Origin of the sequence: Streptomyces albicerus (assembly GCF_008905045.1) — a bacterium.
Taxonomy (GTDB): domain Bacteria; phylum Actinomycetota; class Actinomycetes; order Streptomycetales; family Streptomycetaceae; genus Streptomyces; species Streptomyces albicerus.
In genome coordinates, this window is record NZ_VWMY01000017.1 from 34,159 (window position 1) to 57,633 (window position 23,475).

General features: G+C 70.1%; 20 protein-coding genes and 1 pseudogene. 10 read left to right on the forward strand and 11 right to left on the reverse strand.

The genetic code is table 11. The features are described from left to right. The first annotated feature begins 4 nt into the window (after positions 1-4). Positions 5-1,315: a glycoside hydrolase family 6 protein gene (locus GAS53_RS16690; RefSeq protein WP_225858950.1), complete on the forward strand. Its 1,311-nt coding sequence runs from the start codon at positions 5-7 to the stop codon at positions 1,313-1,315. Between the two features lie 28 nt (positions 1,316-1,343). Here the strand turns inward: GAS53_RS16690 and GAS53_RS16695 are convergent, their stop codons facing one another. Then, positions 1,344-2,210: a sugar phosphate isomerase/epimerase family protein gene (locus tag GAS53_RS16695; protein WP_151478393.1), complete on the reverse strand. Its 867-nt coding sequence runs from the start codon at positions 2,208-2,210 to the stop codon at positions 1,344-1,346. Further along, the gene (locus GAS53_RS16700) at positions 2,207-3,226 is read right to left on the reverse strand and encodes a Gfo/Idh/MocA family oxidoreductase (RefSeq protein ID WP_151478394.1); all 1,020 of its coding nucleotides are present in this window, start codon (positions 3,224-3,226) and stop codon (positions 2,207-2,209) included. Before GAS53_RS16700 ends, GAS53_RS16695 begins: the two co-directional genes overlap by 4 nt. A 254-nt stretch (positions 3,227-3,480) precedes the next feature. Here GAS53_RS16700 and GAS53_RS16705 point away from each other — a divergent pair, with 254 nt between their 5' ends. Then, positions 3,481-4,482, forward strand: coding sequence for a LacI family DNA-binding transcriptional regulator (locus tag GAS53_RS16705; RefSeq protein ID WP_151478516.1), 1,002 nt, complete (start codon positions 3,481-3,483; stop codon positions 4,480-4,482). 93 nt (positions 4,483-4,575) lie between these two features. On the opposite strand, the gene GAS53_RS16710 is transcribed toward GAS53_RS16705, so the two are convergent. The 3 genes and pseudogenes from GAS53_RS16710 to GAS53_RS16720 all read right to left on the reverse strand — a co-directional run bounded on the left by GAS53_RS16710 (position 4,576) and on the right by GAS53_RS16720 (position 6,264). Next, entirely contained in the window at positions 4,576-5,175 is a 600-nt protein-coding gene (locus GAS53_RS16710; RefSeq protein ID WP_151478395.1) for a gamma carbonic anhydrase family protein, read from the reverse strand. Between the two features lie 90 nt (positions 5,176-5,265). Then, positions 5,266-5,664 (reverse strand): annotated as a pseudogene (locus GAS53_RS16715) (RidA family protein); the annotation flags it as partial. Between the two features lie 156 nt (positions 5,665-5,820). Continuing rightward, the gene (locus GAS53_RS16720) at positions 5,821-6,264 is read right to left on the reverse strand and encodes a pyrophosphohydrolase domain-containing protein (protein WP_151478397.1); all 444 of its coding nucleotides are present in this window, start codon (positions 6,262-6,264) and stop codon (positions 5,821-5,823) included. Between the two features lie 140 nt (positions 6,265-6,404). Between GAS53_RS16720 and GAS53_RS16725 the strand changes: the two genes are divergently transcribed. After that, complete coding sequence (locus GAS53_RS16725) at positions 6,405-7,553, forward strand: peptidoglycan recognition protein family protein (RefSeq protein WP_151478398.1); 1,149 nt, start codon at positions 6,405-6,407, stop codon at positions 7,551-7,553. A 547-nt stretch (positions 7,554-8,100) separates the two neighbouring features. Here GAS53_RS16725 and GAS53_RS16730 read toward each other — a convergent pair. Beyond that, a complete protein-coding gene (locus GAS53_RS16730; protein WP_151478399.1) occupies positions 8,101-8,535 on the reverse strand; it encodes a VOC family protein in 435 nt (144 codons plus the stop codon). A 133-nt stretch (positions 8,536-8,668) separates the two neighbouring features. Then, positions 8,669-10,132: a flavin-containing monooxygenase gene (locus tag GAS53_RS16735; protein ID WP_151478400.1), complete on the reverse strand. Its 1,464-nt coding sequence runs from the start codon at positions 10,130-10,132 to the stop codon at positions 8,669-8,671. Between the two features lie 402 nt (positions 10,133-10,534). On the opposite strand from GAS53_RS16735, the gene GAS53_RS16740 reads away from it, so the two are divergent. Next, complete coding sequence (locus GAS53_RS16740; RefSeq protein WP_151478401.1) at positions 10,535-11,266, forward strand: DUF7873 family protein; 732 nt, start codon at positions 10,535-10,537, stop codon at positions 11,264-11,266. A 634-nt stretch (positions 11,267-11,900) separates the two neighbouring features. Continuing rightward, positions 11,901-13,832: an FUSC family protein gene (locus tag GAS53_RS16745; protein WP_151478402.1), complete on the forward strand. Its 1,932-nt coding sequence runs from the start codon at positions 11,901-11,903 to the stop codon at positions 13,830-13,832. Between the two features lie 80 nt (positions 13,833-13,912). Here the strand turns inward: GAS53_RS16745 and GAS53_RS16750 are convergent, their stop codons facing one another. Continuing rightward, on the reverse strand, positions 13,913-14,863 hold the full coding sequence (locus GAS53_RS16750; RefSeq protein ID WP_151478403.1) for an endonuclease/exonuclease/phosphatase family protein: 951 nt from the start codon (positions 14,861-14,863) through the stop codon (positions 13,913-13,915). A gap of 150 nt (positions 14,864-15,013) precedes the next feature. Here GAS53_RS16750 and GAS53_RS16755 point away from each other — a divergent pair, with 150 nt between their 5' ends. From GAS53_RS16755 to GAS53_RS16770, 4 genes are all read left to right on the forward strand, one after another. Continuing rightward, complete coding sequence (locus GAS53_RS16755) at positions 15,014-16,417, forward strand: amidohydrolase (RefSeq protein ID WP_151478404.1); 1,404 nt, start codon at positions 15,014-15,016, stop codon at positions 16,415-16,417. 87 nt (positions 16,418-16,504) lie between these two features. Beyond that, positions 16,505-17,749: a cytochrome P450 family protein gene (locus GAS53_RS16760; protein WP_151478405.1), complete on the forward strand. Its 1,245-nt coding sequence runs from the start codon at positions 16,505-16,507 to the stop codon at positions 17,747-17,749. Positions 17,750-17,972: 223 nt separating this feature from the next. Then, positions 17,973-18,668 carry a DUF899 domain-containing protein gene (locus GAS53_RS16765; protein ID WP_151478406.1) on the forward strand — a complete coding sequence of 232 codons (696 nt, stop codon included), beginning with the start codon at positions 17,973-17,975 and terminating at the stop codon, positions 18,666-18,668. A 181-nt stretch (positions 18,669-18,849) separates the two neighbouring features. After that, on the forward strand, positions 18,850-19,020 hold the full coding sequence (locus GAS53_RS16770) for a hypothetical protein (protein ID WP_192583146.1): 171 nt from the start codon (positions 18,850-18,852) through the stop codon (positions 19,018-19,020). A 1-nt stretch (position 19,021) separates the two neighbouring features. On the opposite strand, the gene GAS53_RS16775 is transcribed toward GAS53_RS16770, so the two are convergent. From GAS53_RS16775 to GAS53_RS16785, 3 genes are all read right to left on the reverse strand, one after another. Then, the gene (locus GAS53_RS16775; RefSeq protein WP_151478517.1) at positions 19,022-20,884 is read right to left on the reverse strand and encodes an ABC transporter ATP-binding protein; all 1,863 of its coding nucleotides are present in this window, start codon (positions 20,882-20,884) and stop codon (positions 19,022-19,024) included. Between the two features lie 471 nt (positions 20,885-21,355). Continuing rightward, on the reverse strand, positions 21,356-21,811 hold the full coding sequence (locus GAS53_RS16780; RefSeq protein ID WP_151478407.1) for a hypothetical protein: 456 nt from the start codon (positions 21,809-21,811) through the stop codon (positions 21,356-21,358). An 87-nt stretch (positions 21,812-21,898) separates the two neighbouring features. Beyond that, positions 21,899-22,495, reverse strand: coding sequence for an ATP-binding protein (locus tag GAS53_RS16785; protein WP_151478408.1), 597 nt, complete (start codon positions 22,493-22,495; stop codon positions 21,899-21,901). A gap of 177 nt (positions 22,496-22,672) precedes the next feature. On the opposite strand from GAS53_RS16785, the gene GAS53_RS16790 reads away from it, so the two are divergent. After that, positions 22,673-23,475 (forward strand): helix-turn-helix domain-containing protein (locus tag GAS53_RS16790; protein WP_192583142.1); only part of this gene is annotated, 803 nt, incomplete at its 3' end.

The following is a 23,475-nucleotide window of genomic DNA, read 5'->3' on the forward strand; positions in this document are numbered from 1 at the left end:
GGTCGTGCCCCCAGCTGTCGGTACCCGTGTCCCGGTGTCGGTCTGTGTCTGTGTGCGTGTCCGGGGGCTCGCCGTCGCGCTCGCCGTGTCGGCGGTCGCCGTGACGGGGGTCGTGTGGTGCCCGGACGCGGCCGGCGGCGCTGCGGGCGCGGTTGCTTCCGAGCGTGTGCGTGTCTCGGACGTCGGAGCGGCGGTGCGACGGGAGCCGCAGTTCGTGGGCGTGGCGCAACGGGAGGCGGTGGTCCCGGGACCGAGGCGAGGAGACCAGCACGGTACGAGGCACGCCGCCCCCGACCCCACTGCCCCCGACCCCACTGCCCCCGACCCCACTTTCTGGGTCGACCCCGATTCCCGCGCCGCACAGCAGGCCGCCGAATGGCGTCGTACGGGACGGGACGCCGACGCCCAGCTCATGGACCGCATCGCCACCCGCCCCCAGGCCGAGTGGCTGTTCGACCCCGGGCCCCGGGAGCTGGTGCAGGCCCGCACCAGCGCCGCCGCACGTGAGGGCCGTACGGCGGTACTCGTCGCGTACTACATTCCGCAGCGCGACTGCGGGTCCTACTCGGGCGGCGGAGCCGAGAGCGCGGCGGACTACCGGGAGTGGGCCGACGAGTTCGCGGCGGGGCTCGGCGACCGGGGCGCGTACGTGATCGTCGAGCCGGACGCCGTGGCGCAGGCGGTGTCGGGCTGCGACCGGATCGTGGCCAAGGACCGGTACGCACTGCTGGCGTACGCCGTGGACCGCTTCAAACGGCAGCCGGGTACCCGTGTCTATCTCGACGCGGGCAACTCCGCCTGGATCCCGGACACTTCACGGCTGGTCGAGCCGCTGAAGCAGTCGGGCATCGCGGGCGCCGACGGTTTCGCGCTGAACGTGTCCAACTTCCAGACGGACGCGGCCAGTTCGGCGTACGGGACCCGGCTGTCCGAGGCCCTCGACGGCAAGCACTTCGTGATCGACAGCAGCCGCAACGGCAACGGGCCGTACGTACCCGACGGCGGTGATGACAGTGACGGGGACGACGGGGGTGACGATGATGACGACGGCGACGATGGTGACTGGGACGATGCTGACGACGACGGTGACGGTGTCGCCGACGACGCGGGGATCATGGATGACGAGTCATGGTGCAACCCGCCCGGGCGAGCCCTAGGCACCCCGCCCACCGTGCAGACCGGCGTCCCGCTGCTCGACGCCTACCTGTGGATCAAGCGGCCGGGCGAGTCGGACGGCACCTGCCGAGGTGGGCCGGACGCCGGGCAGTGGTGGCCTTCGTACGCGCTGGAGCTGGCCCGCAACGCGCGCGGGTGAGCCATGAGTCGGCGGCCGCGCGCGGGCTTCACCCGGCGAGTTCCTTGCGGATGCGGTCCAGCATGAACGCCGAGGACTCGCGGGCCCGTTCCTCCCACGCGAAGACGCAGGCCGTGGCGACCCCGTCGAAGTCCAGCTCGCGCAGGGTGCCGAAGAACGTGTCCCAGTCGACCTCGCCCTGCCCGATGTCCAGGTGTTGGTGGATCCGGGCCGTCGTGCCGGGCGGGTTGAGGATGTAGCGCAGCCCGGACGAACCCTTGTGGTTGAACGAGTCCGCGATGTGCACGTGCCGCAGCTTGTCGCCCGCGTACCGCATCATCGCCGCGATGTCAGCCGTCGGATCGGCGCCGGACAGGTGGAAGGTGTGCGGGGCGCAGTAGAGGTAGTTCACCCAGGGCTTGTTGATGGCGCGGACCAGGTCCACGGCCGGGGTGTTCTCCTCGCAGAAGTCGTCGGGATGGGCCTCCAGGTTGAGCGCGATGCCCTCGCGCTCGAACACCGGCAGCAGCTCCTCCAGAGAGCGCCAGAACGCGGCCTCGCTCTCGGCGGCCTTCTCCGGGCGGCCGTTGAACTCCGAGTTCATCAGCGGACATTCGAGCTCGGACGTGATCTCGATCATCCGCTTCCAGTACCGTACGGCGGCCTGCCGCTCGGTCTCGTCGGGTGAGGACCACTTGTACAGCGGCAGGACGGAGGACAGCCGGACGCCGTGTGTCCGCAGGGACTTCTTCAGCGCCGCGATGCGCTCGTCGTCCGCCCGTGGATGCAGGAAGAACGGCATGAAGTCGTCGCGCGGCGACAACTCGATGTAGCCGTAGCCGAGTTCGGCGACCGTGCGGACCATCTCGTCCAGGGGGAGGGACCGGAGCATGTACGGGTCGAGGGCGATCTTCATGCGGTGCCTCCGTAAAGGGCGGGGCGGGGCTTCATGTCGACGGTGACGACAGTGCCGTCCGAGTCCAGGGACTTCACCGCGGCGTCGGTGATGACGGTCGCGGCGTAACCGTCCCAGGCGGACGGGCCGTTGGGCTCGGTACCCGCCTCGACGGAGGCGATCCACTCGCGGAACTCGGTGTCGAAGGCATCCACGAACCGGCCCTTCCAGTCCTGCAGCACGGCGGTGCTGTGCCGCCCGGCGCCACGGACGGCGACGGAAGCCGGGTCGGGCAGCCGGACCAGGCCGTCCTCACCGACGGTCTCGCACTGGATGTCGTAGCCGTACTGGCAGTTGACGAAGACCTCGAGGTCGATACGGACGCCGCCGGCGGTCTCGAAGTACATGATCTGCGGGTCCTTCAGATGCGCGAAGCGCTTGCTCGTGGCGCGCGGAGTGATCACCTGGGCGGAGACGATCTCGTCGTCGAGCAGCCAGCGCAGTACGTCGATCTCGTGAACGGCGGTGTCCTGCGCGGCCATGTGGGAGGTGTACGCGTCCGGGACGGTGGGGTTGCGGTGGGCGCAGTGCACGATCAGCGGGGCGCCGATGCCACCGGCGGCGAGAACCTCCTTCATCTGGCGGTAGCCCACGTCGAAGCGGCGCATGAAGCCGACCTGGACCAGGCGGCGGCCGTGCGCTCGCTCGGCCTCGACGATCCTCAGGCAGTCCTCGGCGGTGGTGGCGAGGGGCTTCTCGCAGAACACCGGTTTTCCGGCGGCGATCGCGGTCAGGACGTGTTCGGCGTGGGTGGGGCCCCAGGAGGTGACGAGGACGGCGTCCACCTCGGGAGAGTCGATCAGGTCGGCGGCGGTGGGCAGCGCGGTGGCGCCGACGCGGGCGGCGACCTCGGCCGCGCGGGCCGCGTCGATGTCCGTCACCGCGGCGACCCGCGCCCCGGTGACGACGTCGGTGAGACGCCGGACGTGGTCCTGGCCGATCATTCCGGCGCCGATGACGCCTACACGTACGGTCATGGTCGGATCCTTCGCTCCGGAGCTCCGGGAGGGGGTGACAGAGGGGGGGCGACAGATGAACCGAGGTGAGCTGTCGCGCTCTACTAGCGCGCGCTAGTGCGAGTACGATGACCCCTGTTCAAATGTCATGTCAATAGGTTGTTGCCGAAGGATTTTGTGCTCGTCCGGGGATGGGGGAGCACGGGAGGATGGGTGCACACGTGGATGTATCGGGCAGCCAACGCCTGGACGGGGCGGCGAAACAGCGCCCCACCATGGCGGACGTCGCCGCGAAGGCCGGTGTCTCCCGGGCACTGGTCTCGATCGTCTTCCGCGACCAGCCGGGTGCGAGCCGGGAGACCCGCGAGCGGGTGCTGCGCGTGGCCGACGAGATCGGCTACCGGCCGGACAGCGCGGCCCGGCTGCTCGCCCGCGGCCGCAGCCGCACGCTCGGCGTGGTCCTGTCCGTGCACCAGACCTTCCAGGCCGACCTGGTCGATAGCATCTACCCCGAGGCCGAGCGGCTCGGCTATGACGTGCTGCTGTCCGCGCACGCCCCCGGCCGTGCCGAGGGCAAGGTCGTCGAGGCGCTGCTCAGCCACCGCTGTGAGGCGCTGATCCTGCTCGGCCCGGGGGCCGACCCCGGGTATCTCGACGAACTGGGCCGCCGCACCGTCGCCGTCTCGGTCGGCCGCCATCTGCCCGGTGTGCACGTCGACAGCGTGCACACCGCCGAGGCGAAGGGGGTACGGCAGGCCATCGATCACCTCGTCGAGCTGGGCCACCGGCGCATCGCCCACGTCGACGGCGGCCGCGGTCCGGGCTCCGCCGAGCGCCGCCGCGCCTATCGCGCAGCGATGCGCCGGCACGGACTGGCCGAGGAGATCCGGGTGATCCCGGGTGCCCACACGGAGGAGGCGGGGATCGACTCCGGACGTCTGCTCGTGGCCGAGGCCGAGCGCTCCGGCCGGGCGGTGCTGCCCACGGCGGTCCTGGCAGGCAACGACCGTTGTGCGATGGGCCTGTTGATCACGTTCGCGCGGGCGGGCGTCGAGGTGCCGGCCGAGGTGTCGGTCGTGGGCTACGACGACAGCCACCTGTCGCATCTGATGCCGATCGGCCTGACGACGGTCCGTCAGGATGCCGTGCTCATGGCGGAGTACGCGGTGCGGTTTGCCGTGGAGCGGTTGGAGAACGCGGAGTTGGTGCCGCGGGAGGCGGTGTTGGATCCGAAGTTGGTGGTGCGGGGGAGCAGCGGGGTGGCTCGCGCCGGGTGACGGGCGGTGGGGTTGGGGTGGGGGTCATCGGGTCAGGGTGCGGCAGCTACTCGCTGACCCGCTGACCCGCTGACCGCTGACCCGCTGTCTCGACTACTCGTCGAGTTCGCGGTCGCTGAGATGTGCGCTGTAGAAGTCGGTCTGGCGGGCCATGATGTCCCGCATGGAGGTGCCGCGGGGGACCCCGTAGACCGTTCCCGGGAAATCCAACTCCCGCTGGACTTCCCACAGTTCGTCATGCCGGTCGGGGGAGAAGAGCTGGGCTTCCGGCGCGCCTGCGGCGATCCAGCCGATGGGTACGACCGTGCCGGGCGGCAGGATCGAGTTGGCCTGCAGCACGCTGTTGATCCGCAGCTCCGAACCGGCGCCCGCCACCGCTCCGGGAAAGGTGGAGGCTCCGGTGGCCACGAAGACCTCGTCCTCGATCCGGGCGCCGTTGACGTGGGCGTGCGGGCCGATGAGTACGGCGTCTCCGATGATCGCGGGGTGCCGTTGGCGTCCCCGTACGAGGGCGTTCTCCATGACGACGACATCCGCGCCGATCCGTACCTCGCCGTCCTCCGCGCTGAGCACGGCGCCGTGCAGCACACGGGCGCGCTCGCCGAGGGTGACGGCGCCGCAGAGGACGGCCGTCGGGGCGACGTACGCGGAGGCCGGGACGACGGGGCGCTGCCCGCGGTGTTCGATCAGCATGGGGTGACTCTAGGCCCGGGCGGCGTCGGTGCCGGTACCGGTGTCGGCGTGGGTGTGTCTGTCGGTGTCTCCGTCGGTGTCGGCGTGCGGCTCCGGTACGACGGCGGTCGCGGTGATCTCCACGAGCTGGCCCGGGTAGCCGAGGCAGGAGACGCCGAGGAGGGTCGACGAGTGCGGGCCGGTGCTGAGGCGGGAGGCCTCCACGACGTCCCACACCTCGGAGAGCACGGCGGGATCACTGCTCACGACATACACGTCGGTGTACGCGACATGCTCGAAGTCGCTGCCGATCGCCCGGAGTTGCTCGCCCAGGTTCGCGACCACCCGCTCGGCCTGACGTACGGGGTCGCCAGGGCCGACGAGCTCACCGTCGGCGTTGAGCGGCACGGACCCGGCGAGGAAAGCGAGGCGCGTGCCCGCTTCGACCACGGAGGCGTGGGAGTAGGTGGGTGGTGTGAAGAGAGTGGGGACGGTGACGCGCTTGAGCATGGCGGCCTTCCGGGGTCGTCGCGGGGCAACTCGCCGATGATGCGCGTGCCCGGCACGCGGCCGCATCCTCTTTTCGCGTCACCCGCCCCGGCCGTCACAGCGCCACGAAGCCGGCGGTGCTTTCCCGGGCGTTGCGTGTACGTGTACGCGTACGTGTCAATCGCCTGGCAGGTGCCTCGGGCTCAACTGCCGGGCCGATGGCTCCCATCCCTGCTTCCGCAGCACGTCCGACACGTCCGGAGCCAGGTAGTGGTCGCCCTTGAGGACCTTGCCGTCGGCCCGGCGGCTGACCCGTCCGTCGGGCCCCAGCTTCGTCATGTTGGCGCGGTGGATCTCGGCGATCACCTCGTCGAGGTCGATGCCGTGCACAAGCGCGGTGCCGTAGGCGACGTACACGACGTCCGCGAGTTCGTGCGCCAGCCGGTCGAGCGGCCCGGTGACGGACACCTCCGTCACCTCGGCGGCCTCCTCGGCCAGCAACTCACCGCGATGCGCGGCGAGTTCCGGGGAGACCTCGGTAGGTGTCGTACGGGTGTCAAGTCCGAAGGCCAGGTGAAATTCACGGACGAGACGTGCGGGGGAGGAGGGGGAGGAGTGCATCCGGGGATTTTATCGGGGGCCACGGACAGGTCCGATGACTCGACCCTCTATGCTCCGTTGAGTCTTCAAGCATGGTCGGAGTGTGGGCCCTGGATGCCCCGCCGCCGTCAGGAACGACCAGGAACACCTAAGGAACCCCCATGACTGTTCCCCCCACCCCCTCCACCCCTCCCACCTCTCACCGGGCTGGCTCCCGCGTCACGCGGCGCGGGCTGATCGGCGCGGCGGGCGCGGTCGCGGCGGGCGCGGCGCTCACCCCCGTCGTGATGGCCAACACCGGTTCGGACGCGGCCGGTTCGGACACCAACGACTCCGAGCCCGGTACGACCGCCGAGACCTTCCCCAAGACCCGCGCCAAGGAGGCCACGGGCGAGACACCCGTCGAGGCCGCCTTCCCCATCGGCTACGTGGGCCTGCGCTGGGCCGGCACCCGGGAGGCGACGGGCGGCGGCATCCGGCTGACCGGTGCCGACGGCGCCACGGGCACCTGGAAGTCCCTGAGCGGCAGCGGCTGTTCGGACAGCAACGGCGGAGCGCTGCTCATCTCCGCGGACAAGGCCGCGGGTTATGAGCTGAAGGCCCCCGACGGCGCCACCGGTCTGCGTTCGCTGGCCATCGACACCACCCAGGGCCCGAAGCGCAAGGTGGCCGTACCGTCGGACACCACGCGCGTGCGTGGCGTCGCCTACCTCTCGCGCGCGGCCTGGGGCGCGGACGAGTCGCTCCGCTTCAAGCCGGACGGCACGGAGAACTCGCCGACGGCGTACTACCCGTTCCAGACCCTCACGGTCCACCACACCGCCACCGCCAACGACGACCCGGACCCGGCCGCCACGGTGCGCGCGATCTACCAGCTCCACGCGATCACCAACGACTGGGGCGACATCGGCTACCACTTCCTCATCGACGAGAAGGGCACCATCTACGAGGGCCGTTACTCGGGTGACGACGGCATCCCGGCCCACGACGCGGACGGCAAGCTCGTCACCGCCTTCCACGTCGGCGGCTTCAACTCGGGCAACCTCGGCATCGCCCTCCTCGGCACGCTGGTCGACCAGGGCCCGACCGACGCGGCCCGCGCCTCCCTCACCCGCCTGGTCCGCGTCCTCACCCGCTTCCACGGCGTCGACCCCCAGGCCCAGGTCACCTACACGAACCCGGTCAACGGCACCACGAAGGACGTCCCCGAAATCAGCGGCCACCGCGACTGGATGGAGACGGAGTGCCCGGGTGAAGTGATGTACGGCGAACTGACGACGCTGCGGAAGGCTGTGGCGGGCGGGCGCTGAGTGCGGGCGCACCAAAGCGCTGTCCACCAGCAAACGGGCCCGGGAGGCGTGGTCGTGCGAAACGTTGTACGCCACCCCGGGCCCGAACGGGGTCGATCCTGTAACTCTGCGGCCAAGGAGAGCGCTGCGGCCAAGGAGCGGGCCTGATTCTCTGCGCACCCCAAGCTGCGCCCGCGTCGACGTACGCCGAGACGCTAGGCGTTCTGGCGGTGGGATTCGATCAGACAGTCGGTCGCGTGCGTGGGTGAGGACGGAGTACGGCGCTGTCTCGCGCGAGTACGACTGCCAGGATGAGCGGGCCCGAGGGGCGAGCGCACCCCTGGGCCTCCTGAAAGCCTCAGTGCGGACCACCGGCCCTCCGTCTCTCTGCACGGAGAGCGCGACAGACTCGTCCGCCCCGACCAACTCCCGCAACCTGGCCCGAGTTTCGGCATCGCCCCATTGCACAACCTCGGCCTCACAGGATGACTTTCGCCCCCACACGAGTCCACCTTGAAGAGAAGCCCGAGGGAGACGGCTCCCCCGATCTCGCCGTCGCTGAGGATGCTCAGTCGAGGCAGAACTCGTTGCCCTCGATGTCCTGCATCAGGATGCAGGACTCGTTGTCGTCATCGGCAAGCAGCGTTCGTACGTGTACCGCACCGAGCGCGACCAGTCGTGCGCATTCGGCCTCCAGTGTGGCGAGGCGCTCTTCACCCACGAGCCCGGTGCCGGCCCGCACGTCGAGATGTACCCGATTCTTGACGATCTTCCCTTCGGGAACGCGCTGGAAGAGCAGGCGCGGGCCCGCACCCGAGGGATCACTGCATGCGAAGTAGGTGGTCTGTTCCTCAGGCGGCAGCGAGCGATGGTAGTCCTCCCAAGTGGCAAACCCCTTCGGGATCGGCGGTACGACGTACCCCAACACCTCGCACCAAAAGCCGGCGAGGCGCGCAGGTTCTGCGCAGTCGAAGGTGACTTGGAACTGCTTGATCGATGACATCAGTGCACCGTAGCAAGGGGACTCTGTTGCTCATCTCCCGGCGTGGATACGCATGTTGTTGGCTACGGCAGCCCCTGCTGGCCGCTGCCGTGTCGTGAGGTCGCAGGGAGGAACCGATGTCGATGCTCCGCGTTCATTTCGCCGAACTCGATCGAGTCAGGCCCGCGTAACGGTGTGCCACTCCGCCGGGAAGCAGGTATTCGGCCAGCAGGTTGCCGGCGCGGCGGGATGGCAACCCCATGTCGTGCAGGAGTTCGTCCGCGCAGTGGATGTCGTAGGGGCCGAAGTCGTAGCCGCCGGAGCCTGGCAGCACCCGCTCCTGCCAGGCCAGGCGAGCGTCGATGGCCTCCCGCATCCCCTGCTCGCCCGGGGTGGTGCGCAGCGTGGCTCGGAAATGGCTGGTCAACCAGTGCGCGGTGAGTTCCACGCCCATGATGTTGTTGAAGATTTGCCGGAAACCGACGAACCCCAGCCGGTCGGCGCCGGGTGGCACGATGCCTCGGTAGAGACGCAGCCGCCCGTCGTCATCGTGTACGCGCACGCTCGAGTCCAGGAACGGGAAGACTTTGTGGTGCCCCGTGGCGAACACGATGACATCCGCCGCCACTTCCTCGCCGGTCGCCAGTCGCAGTCCCTTGTCGGTATACGCCTCGACGGCACTGACCTTGGGGGCGATCAGGCCGCGGCGGACGGCCCGTGCGTAGCCGCGTGGCATCACTCCCGCGTGGGCCAGGTGGAAGGGGAGCGCGTGAGCGGGCCGCAGCTGCCTCGGCAGCCGGTACAGCCCGGTGGAAAACAGCACGTCGCGGGTGATGAGCCACCACAGAGCCCGCTTGACCCGCTCGTCGATGCGGTCGATCGGACGGACGCAGGCCGGATCGTGGTAGCGGGGCAGGAGCGCCTCACCGAGCCGGGTGAACAGGATCCACTTGTAGTTGACCAGACCGAGCAGGAACCGCTCGGGGATCATCCAGTTCACCTTGCGCTGCACGAGCGTGGCCGAGGCCGCCACGTGCGCGGCGCGGGTGATCAGGTCCAATGCAGACTTGCCGCCGCCCACGACGACCACGCGCCGGCCGGCGAATGTCCCGGCCCGCACCTCGTTGGAGTGCAGTACGGTCCCGCGGAACGACTCACGCCCGGGCAGCTCGGGCAGTTGGGGATGATGATGAGCCCCACTGGCGACAACGACATAGTCGAATGCCTCGCGATGAACGTCCGCCGCCTCGTCCCCGGCGGGCCGGGAGTCGACCGACCAGCCGGAGGCGCCCACCCGCCCGGGCCCCTCCACCGGCCGGATGGAGATCACCTCGGTACCGGGCCGGACGCGGTCAAGTACACCGAAGGTCTCGGCGTAGTTCTCCAGGTAGCGTTGCGTGTCCACCGCGCCGGCGAAGTGCAGGCGGTTGGGCAGGTCCGCGAACTCGAAGATGCGGAGCGCGGACTGGTTGGCCAGCCCGTCGTAGCAGCCCTCTGCTGACCAGATCCCGCCGACCTGCTGGTACTTGTCGAAGACGGTGACGTCGAAGCCGTTCTCCAGCAGCACCTTGGCGGTGACGATTCCCCCGGGGCCGGCCCCGACCACACACGCTCTCATCAGCTGTCACTCCCCCTGCGCGATCGCCGTGTCCAGCTCGCTCATCATTCCGGTTGCGGACCTCCATGCCCAGGGCGCCCTCCGGTACCTGAGGCATCAGAAGCTGAACGAGCACGGCCACACCCCAGGACACGACGTACGCGGTCAACGCCCCCCAGACGGAGACGATCGCGCGCATCACGGTGCGTCAGAAACTTGAAACACCATGTCCAGTTGTCCCCGCCGCAGTCGGCGACGCCCGGAGACTTCGACCCCTGCGCCAGCAGCGCTTCGCGAAGAACCGCCACCGGTTGCTGGAGCTGATCGATACCGAGCGCCCGTAGAGCGCGATCCCCTCATGGTGCGCGTTGTCGCCGAATAACCCTTCGAAAAGGCCCCGTTGACGCTGCTACCGTCACCGACGTGGCGAAACTCAATCAGATCATCGCAGTAGAGAAGGGCATCAAGTCCAAGTCCCACCAGGACCTGACGGCTGCTCATCACGGGTTGCAGAAGCCCGCACTGCTGGCCGGAATCTCTCGTACGTACCAGCCCAAGGACGAAGAGGGCGAGCAGTTGCCGCCCGAGTCGACTCGGGTGCAGGTACAGGCTGAGGACGTGTTGCGGGAGACCGCGGCCACGCTGACCCGGCTGTTCGACGTGACCGCCACCAAGGACTGGGCCAACTGCACGGCCCGCGCGGACGTCAAGGTCGACGGCCGGGTGCTCGTCGCCGACGTTCCGGTGTCGTATCTGCTGTTCCTGGAGAAGCAGCTCACCGATCTCAACACCTTCGTGCGCAAGCTGCCCGTCCTTGATGCCTCCGAATCGTGGGTGCAGGATCCGTCCACCGATGCGTGGAAGACCGAGCCGGTGCGGACGCTGCGGACGAAGAAGGTGCCTCGCAACCACGTGAAGGCGGAGGCCACCGACAAGCACCCGGCACAGGTCGAGGTGTACTACGAGGACATCCCGGTCGGGTACTGGACAACCGTGAAGTTTTCCGGGGCCCTTCCCGCGCGGCGTGTCAACGAACTACTCGACCGGGTCGAGAAGGTTCAGCAGGCCGTCAAGTTCGCCCGGGAAGAGGCGAACGGTGTGGAGGTCACCGACCAGCGCGTCGGGGACGCCGTGTTCGGCTACCTGTTCGGGTAGTCTCGAAGACTCCCCGGTCCCTTGTGACCGGGGTGCGCGAGGAGCGCAAGCTGAAGCTGAGGCTTGTCGTGAATGCGCGGTTCCAGTGGAGGTTCGAGTCCTCCCCGCGGCACCAGGACGGCGCCATTACAAGGTGCCTTCGCGCCGCGGTAGCCCAACCGGCAGAGGCAGACCGCGATCAATCTCAGACTATTGCTCCAGACTCAGCATTCGCCGCCGATCGCCGGATCGACCGGACCCAGACTCCGGGCGTCGAAATGCCGGTTCAAGTCCGGCCCGCACAGCTCGATGTGCGGTGGTCCAAAGGCAGGACGCGGCGACATTACGACTGATCTGGGTTCTCAAGTGTGCCGGCGTGCGACATGGGTGGCATCACAGGGCTCGGGGGCCGGCTACGCCTCCGGGCCCGCTCCAGTTTGAGGGCGCGGGCTCACCTCCTGGACGCGTACACCGATCCGCTTCCTGATTGCGTACATAAAGAACGCGCCCAACCCGACGATCGTCACACCGCCGCAATGCATACGTCCCATACCCTCCAGAAACCCGACCTACCGTAAGCACCACCGCCCAGGCCGACGTCGTCCGAAGGCATGCCATCCGCATCCGCCCTCGTACCGACAGGAGTCCCGTGCCCGTGTCGCGCCCGTTGTCCACCGTTCTGCCGCCCTGGCTCGCGCATGCGCTGCGCGCGCAGAGGGGGCCCGTGCCGTGGAATGCCGTGGTGCGCGGGGCGCTCGCCGCCGGGCCGTTGTTGCTCGCGGCTGTTCTCGCCGGGCGGGAGTCCCTCGGGGTCGTGGCCGCCCTCGGAGCCATGCTCGCCGGGATCAATGACCGGCCCGGGAGCCGGCGGGCCGCCGTGCACCGGATCGGGGTGCCCGGGCTGGCCGGGGCCGCGGGGCTGGTCGTCGGCACGTATGCGGGGGAGGGCCTCGGGGCGGTTCCGCTGACCTTGATACTCACCGGGCTCGGGCTCGTCGCCGGGGCCGTGAGCGCGGTGGGGCCCGTGGCGTCGGGGGCCGGGACGCAGCTGCTCGTCGCCGCGGCCATCGGGGCCGGGATGCCGCTGCCCGAGCCCGGGTGGCAGCGGGCCCTGTTCTTTCTCGGCGGCGCGGGCTGGCTCATCGTGCTGCGGCTCGCGCTGCCTACGCCCGGGGCCCTGGCCAATGACTTCCGCTTCGATGGGGAGCGGGTGGCCGTCGCGGGTGTGTACGACGCCATCGCTGAGCTGCTTGATGGTGCGGGAAGGGGTGAGGCCGGCGCCCGGCGGGCCGCGCTCACCGCCGCGCTCGATCATGCGCAGGACGCACTCGCGGGGCCCCGGCTGCGGCGGTACGCCAGTTCGTCGGCCGAGCGGCGGCTGCGGGCGCAGTACGCCGCCGCGCTGCCCCTCGCCGAGGCCGCGACCGCGCTGGCCTGGGCGGGGGAGGCCCTGCCCGCGCGCACGGCGGAGGGGCCCCGGCGGCTGGCCGTCGCCGTGCGGACCGGGGAGCCCTCTGGGCCGCTGCCCGCGCCCGCACGGTCCGTACCGGGGCTGCGGGCCCTCGACGACGCGCTGCTCCACGCCGCCGAGGCCTTCGACCGTGGCGGCAGGAGGATCGACGGGAAGGAAGGCGCGGCGGCCCACCACGGTGACTCCGGCACCGATCCCCTCGGCCACGGCGCCCGGAAGACCGCGCACAAGGGACTGCACCTACGCCCCCTCCGCGCCAAGGCTCTGCTCCGCACCGTCACCGGCGCGGGCGGACGCGAGTACGGCTTCCGGGTGGCTCTCAGTTACGGCGCCAGCGCGGCTGTCGCGCAGACACTGCACCACGTGCACTGGTACTGGCTGCCGGCCACCGCCGTGTTCCTCGTGAAGCCGGACCTGGGGCCGCTCGTCTCGCGCGTACTGAACCGGGCGGCGGGCACCGTCTTCGGAGCCCTCCTCTTCGCGGGGTTTGCGGCCGTGCTGCCCCGGCCGGAAGGGCTCGTGGCGCTCGTGGCCGTCAGCGGTGCCCTGATACCCGTCGCCACCCGGCACTTCGCCGCGCAGACGGCCGTCGTCACCGTCCTCGTGCTCGCCCTAGTCATGGTCGGCGGCGAGCCGGAGGCTTCCTGGAGCCGCATCGGCGAGACGCTGCTGGCCTGCGCGATCGTGCTGATCGTCGGGCATCTGCCGGCGCCGGGGCAGCGCGGCGGGAACGTACGGGCACGGCTGGCGGCCGCCACGGACGCGGCGCACGCGTATCTCGGGCACGTGCTGAGCGGGACCGACGACCGGGCGGCCCGCTGGGCGCTGCGCCGCGAGGCCTACCGGACGCTGGCCGAGGCCCGCGCCGCGATCGAGCGTGCCTCCGCCGAACTCCCCACCCTGGCCCGGCACACGGAAGGCACCGACGAGGTCGCCACCACCCTCGAACGCCTCGTGGACACCACCACCGCCTGCGCCGTCCACCTCGACGACACGGGACGACTCACCCCGCGGCACACCGAGCGCCTCGCCACGCTCCTCGACGAACTCGTGGAGCAGCGCGAGCGTGCGGGCCTCTCCGAGGGCAAGGGGCCGGGGGAGCGCCTTACCGCCTGAGTACCGTCACGGCTCTGGCCTGAGTGAGTACCGTCACGGTTCTCGCCTAAATACCGTGGACGGTTCTCGCCTCAGTACCGTCACGGTTCTATTCGCGCCCACACCGGCGCGTGGTCCGACCCCGCCGCGTCCCGCCGCTTCCCCGGATCCTCGTCGACCGACGGCAGCGGAGTCTCCCGGGCCGGCGTCCCCGTCCCTGCTCCGGTCACATGATCGAGCAGCAGACGGCTGACCAGTATGTGGTCGATCAGTTCCGGGCGCCCGGAGTGGACGCGGGAGAATCGTTGCTCCTCGGGGATGAGGGGCGCGATGTTCCAGAGCCGTGTCGCGTCGCCCTTGTCGGGCCGCTCGAAGCCGGGCGTGCCGATCTCGGAACCGGGCGGGCCTTGCAGGATCTGGGTCGTGGCGGCCGCGACCTCGTCGTTGAGGTCGCCCAGGACGGCCACGCTCCGCTCCTTGCCCTTGCCTTCGAGGAGGCCGTCGGCGACGGCACGCAGCGTCGCGGCCTCGGCGGCCCGCCGGTACAGGGCGTACGCGCCGTAACGGGCCCGCTCGCCCTCGTCCCGTGGGCTGAACCGGCCGCCCGGGTACGTCAGCAGCTTCGACTTCAGATGACAGACCGCCACGGACAGGGTCATTCCCTGGGTGGATATCTCCGTCGCCAGGAAGCCGCGGCCCGTCCGGGGCACCGGCTCACCGTCGTCGTCGCCCTGAACGGGCCGCAGAGGCGCGGGGAAGACGTTCGTGTCGATGATCGCCCGCGGCGTGGGGCGGCTGAGGAAGCCGACCCTGATGCCGCGGCCGTCGGGATGCTCCGAGAGCGCGATGTGCCAGTCGCCGTCCAGCATCCCGGCCAGGTCCTCAAGGGCGTCCGGATCCCCTACTTCCTGCACGCCGAGCAGCGTGGGATCGAGTTCCGTGATGACCGAGGCCAGGGCGGTGAGCTTCGCCTTGTACGCGACCTCCGTGCGCGGGCCGAACGCGCCGCCGGGCCGGTACAGGTTCTCCAGGTTCCAGGTGCCGAGGAGCATTCCGGGATCCTTCCAAGAAGCGCCCTTCAAGGGGCGCCGCCCGTCGAATGGTGAGGCCAGCGTGCGGGAGAAACCGCCGGGGCGACAGGGCGGGGACAGGATGCGCGGTTCACGTCACCCGACGGCACGATCCCGTCGTACCGTGGCGTGATGACCTCGCCCGAGCCCACGCCCGACGCGAAGACCGCCGGCTCGAACTCCTCGTCCGACGCGAAGACCGCTGCCGATCTCATCATCACCCGATGCACCGCCCTCGTGCACGACGATCAAGAACAGATCGGCTTCGTCGAGGACGCCACCATCGTCGTACGAGGCGGTCGTATCGAGGCGGTCACCACCGGCCCGGTCGACCTCCCCGCCGCCGAGCGCATCGACGCCCGCGGCCAGGTCGCGATGCCCGGCCTCGTCAACTGCCATACGCACGCCCCGATGGTCACCCTGCGCGGCATCGCGGAGGACCTGCCCATCGAGGAGTGGTTCAACGACTTCGTCTGGCCCATCGAGTCCAACCTCCAGGAGAAAGACGTGGAGTTGGGCGCGCGGCTGGCCTGCGCCGAGATGATCCGGGGCGGCGTCACCTGCTTCGCGGACCACTACTTCTCCATGGACACGGTCGCCGCCGTGACGGACGAGAGCGGGATGCGCGCCAACCTGGGGCAGGCCTTCTTCTCCTCCCAGGGGGCCGAGGGACAGGAGCAGTCACTCGACTTCGCCCTCCGGCACCGCGACACCGCCGGCGGCCGCATCACCACCTCACTCGCGCCGCACGCGCCGTACACCGTCGATGACGCCGACCTCGCCGCCACCGCTGAACTCGCCCGTGAGCACGGCCTGTTCGTGCACATCCACGCCTCCGAGAACCGCGATCAGGCCGACACCAGCCTCGCCCGCCACGGCCGTACACCGATCGAGATCCTGGCCGACACCGGGCTCCTCGACACCGACCTGCTCATCGCGCACGGCACCGGCATCATGGAGCGCGACCTGCCCGTGCTCGCCCGTGCCACGGGCCGGGTCGCCGTGGCCAGCGCGCCCCGGGGCTACCTCAAGTTCGCCTGGCCCACCACCACTCCGGTACGGGCGCTGCACGAACTGGGCATCTCCGTAGGGCTCGCCACGGACGGGGCCGCCTCCAACAGCTCGCTGGACGTGTGGGAGTCCATGGCTCTCACCGCGCTGGTGCAGAAGTTCACCGAGGGCGACCCTCGCCGGCTGACCTCCCGTCAAGCACTGCACCACGCAACGCTCCAGAGCGCGCGGGCGGTCGGCCTCGGCGAGGAGATCGGCAGCCTCGCGCCGGGACGCAGGGCCGACATCATCCTCGTCGACCTGACCGGCCCGCACACCCAGCCCGTGCACGACCTCGCGGCCACCCTCGTGCACAGCGCCCGCTCCGGCGACGTACGCACGACGATCGTCGACGGACGGATCCTCATGCGCGACCGCGAGCTCCTGACCCTCGATGTGCCGGACATCGTGCGGGAGATGAATGAGCGGATGCCCGCCCTGATCGACCGGAGCCACGGCAAGCGGATCCAGGACTACGACACCTGAGACGCAGCACGACGAATCCTGAAGCGGCCGGTGCCCGGCGATCGAGGCGGTCGCCGGGCCGCCGACGCACTCTCTAGGGTGGTCTCCATGTCCACTGACCAGGACCTCCTCACCGACCCGTACGCCGCCTACGAGCGCCTCCGCGACACCGCCCCCGTGCATCGGATCGCCGGCACCGACGGCAACCCCGCCTGGCTGGTCACGCGTTACGAGGACGTACGCGAGGCCTTGGCGAACCCGCTCCTCTCGCTGGACAAGAGGCATGCCCTGCCGGGCGGTTACCGCGGTCTGGCACTGCCGCCCGCGCTCGACGCGAACCTCCTGAACATGGACCCGCCCGACCACACCCGCATCCGCCGCCTCGTCGGCCCGGTCTTCACACCTCGTCGCGTCGAGCAACTGCGCACCCCCATCCGGCAGACCGCCGACCGGCTCCTCGACGCACTCGGTCCGCGGGACGACATGGACGGCACGGACGGTACGGGCGGCACGAGTGGCACGGGCGGCACGAGTGGCGCGGGCGGCGCGGGCGGAACAGACCTGATCGCCGCGTACGCCGCGCCCCTGCCCATCACCGTCATCTGCGACCTGCTCGGCGTGCCGGACGAACACCGCCGGGACTTCCGGACCTGGACCGACACACTCGTCGCTCCGGACCCGACGAGGCCGCAGGCCGCCAAGGAGGCGGTCGTGGCGATGCTCGGCTTCTTCACCCAACTCCTCGCGGACAAGCGGAAAAGGCCCGGCGACGACCTGCTCTCCGACCTGACAGCGGTCAGGGACGAGGGCGACCGGCTCACCGAGGACGAGCTGATGTCCCTCGCCTTCCTCATCCTCTTCGCGGGCTACGAGAATACCGTGCAGCTCATCGGCAACGCCGTACTGGCACTGCTCCAGCACCCCGACCAACTGAACGCGGTTCGCGCGGACCCTGCCCGACTCCCCGCCGCCGTCGAGGAGTTCGCACGCTACGAAGGACCCGCCCTGCTCGCCATCCGCCGCTTTCCCCGGGAGGACGTGACGATCGGCGCGGTCACCGTCCCGGCGGGCGAGACCGTCCTCCTCTCGTTGTCCGCCGCCAATCGCGACCCCCGCCGCTTCCCGGACGCCGACAAGCTCGACCTCGGCCGTGACGCCACCGGACATCTCGCGCTCGGCCACGGCATCCACTACTGCCTGGGCGCACCCCTGGCCCGCCTGGAGACGGAGATCGCCCTGGCCGCCCTCCTGGAACGCTTCCCGGACCTGAAGCTCGACGGCAGCCCCGACGACGTCAGGTGGCGACCGTCCCTCCGGGCCCGCGGCCTGCTCACACTCCCGGTGACGTACTGACGAAGCGCGTGACGTACTGACGGAGCCCGTGACGTGCTGACGGAGCCCGTGACGTACTGGCGAAACGCGACGCACTGGCGACACGTGACGTACTGGCGACTCGCGCGCTTCAGGGAAATCGCACACTTCGGAGACGTACGAAAAGAAATTCCGCGTCCCACCGATGAGTTCCGTTCCTCCCTCCGGTCCACCTCAGGGAAGGCACCGCACCGGAGGAGGGGCAATGACGCTTCCGCGAATCGTGTCGCGTGAGGAGTGGCGCGCCGCGCGCGAGGAACTGCTGGTCAGGGAGAAGGCCGCGACGCGCGCGCGGGACGCGCTGAACGCCGAGCGGCGACGGCTGCCCATGGTCGAGATCGACGAGGAGTACGTCTTCGAGGGCGGGGACGGCAAGGCGACGCTGCTCGACCTCTTCGAAGGACGGCAACAACTCGTCGTCTACCACTTCATGTTCGCGCCGGAATGGGACGCGGGCTGCCGCAGCTGCTCGGCGTTCCTCGACCAGATAGGGCATCTCGCGCATCTGCGCGCGCGGGGCACCGAGTTCGCGGCGGTCTCCAGGGCCCCGTACACGAAGATCCTCCCCTTCAAGGCGCGCATGGGATGGACGGTGCCCTGGTACTCGTCGTACGGAAACGACTTCAATCACGACTTCCAGGTGTCGTTCGCAGCCGGCGAAGGCGAGGAGCCTTATGAGCGGCCGGGAGTGAGCTGTTTCCTGCGGGACCATGAGCGGATCTTCCACACGTATTCGACATACGAGCGCGGACTCGACGGACTGGGCTCCACCACGAGCTTCCTGGACCTCACGGCCCTCGGCCGGCAGGAGGAGTGGGAGGAGCCGAAGGGGCGCGCGTCGGCGCTGGGCGCCCCCGCGGGCAGCAGTCGGATTCGCTACCACGACGAGTACGAGGATTGAAGCCGGGCTGCCTCACAAAGGCCGGAACGGCCTGAGAGGTGTTTCACAGGACGTGATGACAAAGTGTCGACTACGTCTCAGTAACGTCACTTCGCGAGACGCTCACCCCATAGTTGGCGTTTAACTCTACGAGTCCTCTTCGAGAAGACTTCGGAAGAGCAGCGCTACATGGAGGTGCAAGGTGGTGAACGGGCGAACGGTGCTCGAGCGCTTTCCCGCCGGTGGGCCGCGTGGTTCGTGGCCGGCGGAGGAATTCGCGCAGGCGCGCCGCCTCGAGGGGCAGCACGCCGAGGTCGTGATGGACCTGACGTCGGACGCGTTCCTGGTGATCGTGCGGGACCTCACGGAGTGATTCACCCCGCCTTCGGCGCGGGCACCTTGGCCGCGAACTGCTCCGCCTGGAGCGAGTACAGCTCGGCGTAGACGCCACCCGTGGAGAGGAGCTCGTCCGGAGTGCCGGACTCCACGAGGCGGCCCTGGTCGAGGACGTGCACCAGGTCGGCGTGGCGCACCGACGCGAGGCGGTGCGTGATGAGGATGACCGTCTGACCGGTACCCGCCAGGGCCCGGATCTTCTCGAATACCTCCAGCTCGGCGCGGGCGTCGAGGGCCGCCGTCGGTTCGTCCACGACCAGGATCGCGCCCCTCCGGTACGCCGCCCGCGCGATGCCGAGCCGCTGCCACTGGCCGCCCGACAGTTCGTGACCGCCGCTGAACATCCGTGCCAGCAGTGTGTCGAGACCGCGCGGCAGATCGGCCACGACGTCCTCGGCGCCCGCCTCGGTGACGGACTCGCGCAGCCGCTCGTCGGTGAGCGGCGCCGAGGCCCGGCCGATCGCGACGTTCACGCGGGCCGTGAACGGCCACCGCTTGAAGTCCTGCGCCACCATCGCGATGCGTTCGGCGAGTTCATGCCGGTCGGCGGTCGCCGCGTCCACGCCGTCCCACAGGATCCGGCCGCGCTGCGGCGCGTACAGGCCCGACAGCAGCTTGACCAGGGTGGTCTTCCCGGAGCCGTTCTCGCCGACGAGCGCCACGATCTTGCCGAGCGGCACGCTGAGCGTCAGGTCCGACAGGGCGGGCCGGGCGGCGCTGCCCGGGTAGGTGAACGTGACGTTCTCGAAACGGATCTCACGGGGCTGCTCGGGCAGCGGCTCGCCGCCGACCGGGATCGCGCGCTCGGCCGCCTCCACGTACAGGCGTTGCAGGTCACCGACGAACAGGGCTTCCTCGTGGAGGGTGTTGACCTCCAGAACGAGTGTGTCGAGGCTCGCGGAGCCCGTACGGATCGCGATCACCGCCGTGCCCGCCACGGACAGTGCCATCGCGCCTGCCAGCAGCAGCCCGCCGAGCGTCGCGTACGTCGCCACGGTGGCCAGACCGGTCCAGGCGGCCGCGATCAGACCGGTCCGCGCCTCAAGCCGGGCCAGGCGGGCCTGTTCCGCCTCGGCGGCCTCCGACATCGCGCGGAAGTGCCGCAGCAGGAAGGGGCCGACCCCGTGGACGCGGATCTCCGGCGCCGCGGCGGGCTCGGTGAGCAGACCGCTGATCAGCCGGCCGGCCCGGGCATGCTGCACCCAGGCGTGCCACGACGCGTAGCGGCGACGGGCGATGGTCAGCGCGCTCCATGCGCTCGGCAGCGTCATCGTCACCAGCAGCGGCAGCAGCGCCGGGTGCAGCACCGTCAGGACGCCGGCCGCCGCGACCAGCGAGATCATCGCGTTCACCACCCGCGTGGCGATCGCGATCATCCGCCGGGCGGACGAGGCGCCGTACTGCGCGGTGTCCAGCAGCTTGTGGAAGGCCTCGTCCTCGATCGCGGACAGCTCGACCGCCGCGGCCCGCTCCAGATACAGCTCCGTCGCGACGCGTTCCACCTTCGGTTCGAGCCGCCCCGTGGCGTACGTCGAGGCGGCCCGCAGCAACGCGGCGAGCAGCATCACCACGGCGACCGTGACCAGCGCGGGCACCGCGTCGCGCAGCCGGTCCCCGACCGGGCCGCCCGCCATCAGGCGCCCCAGGACACTGTTGACCGCCAGCAGACTCACCGCCTGCGCCAGACCCCGGCCCACCTCCGCGCACAGGACGATCCGCGCGGCCTGGCGGTCCGCCTGCCAGGCGAGCCGGAAACTCGACGCGAGCAGCGCGGGCAGCCGCGTCACCATGGCCCGGAAGTTCAGCTCCAGAAACGCGTCGGAGTGCTGTGACCAGCCCATGTCATAGCGCAACGGGCCGCCGAACAGCAGCCGTTCGGACTCGGACGGCTCGGGCTCACCCGTGCCGGGTTTCTTGCTCGCGGATTCCGTGCACTCGGCCTCCGTCCCGGATTCCGTGGACCCGGCTTTCGTCCCGGATCGTGTGGACCCGTTCCTCTTCCCGGATCCCACCGATCCCGTTTTCTTCGCGGACTCCGCAGATCCCGCCGATTCCGCCGGTCCCACCGATGACCTCCCCCGATCGTGGACGGACGAACGGCCACTATCGCGGCGTCGGACGCCATCGGGCAGGGCGCGCGCCCGGTCCGCCGCGGCGTAACCGGAGCACGCTCGGGCGCTCAGGGCCGCGCGCTGTCCGATGCCCGGGAACGTGTGCCTCCACGCGCGCGGGCACAGGGGGAGTTCTTCCAGTGAAGGTGAAACCCAGGCCAGTGAAGGTGAAAGTGAAGCTCAGGCCAGTGAAGGTGAAGCTCAGGCGCTGACCGGCCGGGACCAGGCCGGCGGAGTCCCCGTGATCCGGCACAGCGCCAGATATAGGGGGATCGGCGGTGTGTAAGGGAGCGTGCCGCCCGGCTTGTGGATCAGCCCGGGGACGCCGGGCGAGTCGGGCACGAGCGCCCCCGTGGCGTAGTGCGCGGGCGCCGGCCACTCCAGGGCGACGTCGGAGTCGGAGGGCACGAGCCACCACCAGTGCGCGCTGTCGGCGTACACACAACCGACGCGCGGCAGGCGAGGCATCAGGAGCGGGCCGAGTCTCGCGGGCATGGCCACCGCGTCACAGCCCAGCGGCGCCCGCATGCCCTCCGGCACGGTCAGCCGCCGCGACACCCCGGTACCGGAGGTCGTCCGCCGTCCGCGCTCCAGGCGGATCAGCGTGTCCAGGCTCAGCACCCGTGGCGCACCGGCCGACGTAGCCCTCACACCCATTCAGCCCCCGTCCGTTCTCACATTCTCGAATTTTCCGAACCGGCCGGTTCTCGCGAGCCGGACGGAAGCCGACTGGAACGATTCAACTCAATACCACTCGTGCTCCGCCGGAGGCGTGTGCGCCCCCGGCGGCGAGGAGCCGGCTGGGGCCGGCCGGCTCCTCGCACTCCAGCCCAGGTCCGACCGCGGCTCGGCGCCGTTGTTCGCCGAGCGCGGCAGTTCCGCCCAGACCAGCAGGCCGGGTCCGGTTTCCTGGGCGCCCCAGGCAGTGCACACCGCCGCGACGAGAAGCAGTCCCCTCCCGTGCTCCTCTTCGGGGCGCTGCGGCGCCGGGTGGGGCTCACCCGGCGCGCACCCCTCGTCACGTACGGCTATCCGCACCCGGTCCTCGTCGTCGTGCAGCTCGCACACCACCTGGCGGCTCGCCGTGTGCACGATGGCGTTGGTGACCAGTTCGGAGACGACGAGTTCCGCCGTGTCGCACGTGTCCTCGCAGACCGCCCATCCCGAGAGCCGGGCGCGCGTCAGATGCCGGGCCTGTGCTGCGGAGCCCGGATGTGCGGCCAGCTCGAAGCGGAACCGGCGCTCGGTGGCCGCGTCGGGGCACAGCCCGGCGGCACCGAGACCGAACCGGTCCTCGGCGGCATCTGTTCCTAACGGCGCGGACGGAATCACGCTTGCCACTATCTCCCCGTCGTGAACACTTGGCAAGTGTCACTCTGAAAATTGCAGAGTGCAGTGTTCTGTGTCGTGAGGCCATGGCACACTGCTCGCAACAGCACGTGGCGCGGCGTCAGTTGGGTACCCGTCGGGGACTCGAACGGGCGCCGCCCCGGCTGTCTGGACAAAGTGGAGGTGGACGTGAGTGAGCCGCGGTCCGCGCCGACGGTCGGGCAGGTCGTCCTCGGACGGCGCCTGCTGGACCTGCGGGAGCGCGCGGGGCTCAAGCGCGAGGAGGCGGCGCGCATCCTGCGCGTCACCGCCGCCACCGTCCGCCGTATGGAGACGGCCGAGGTCGCGCTCAAAATCCCGTACCTCCAACTCCTGTTGAAGTCGTACGGCGTCTCCGACGACGAGGCCGAAGCCTTCGTGGCGCTCGCCGAGGAGGCGAACCAGCCGGGTTGGTGGCAGCGGTTCCACGACATCCTGCCGGGCTGGTTCTCGATGTACGTGAGCCTGGAGGGTGCGGCTTCCCTCATCCGCTCGTACGAACCCCACTTCGTGCCCGGAGTGCTGCAGACCGAGGAGTACGCGCGTGGCGTCATGGAATCCGGCGCCATCGGCCAGACGAGACCCGAGGACATCGAGCGCCATGTGGCGCTGCGCATGCAACGCCAGGAGCTGCTGACGCGCGAGGGTGCGCCCCGGTTCTGGGCCGTGATGGACGAGACCGCCGTGCGGCGTCCCGTCGGCGGCCCCGAGGTGATGCGCGACCAGATCGACAGGCTGCTCGAGGCCACGAAGTTGCCCAATGTGACGCTGCAGATCGCCCCGTTCTCCTCGGGGCCGCACGCCGGCACGTACGGGCCCTTCGTGCTGTTCCGCTTTGCCATGCCCGAATTGCCGGACATGGTCTACAGCGAGTACCTGACCGGCGCCGTCTACCTGGACGCGCGTGCAGAGGTGGCAACTCACCTCGAGGTCATGGACCGCATGGCGGCGCA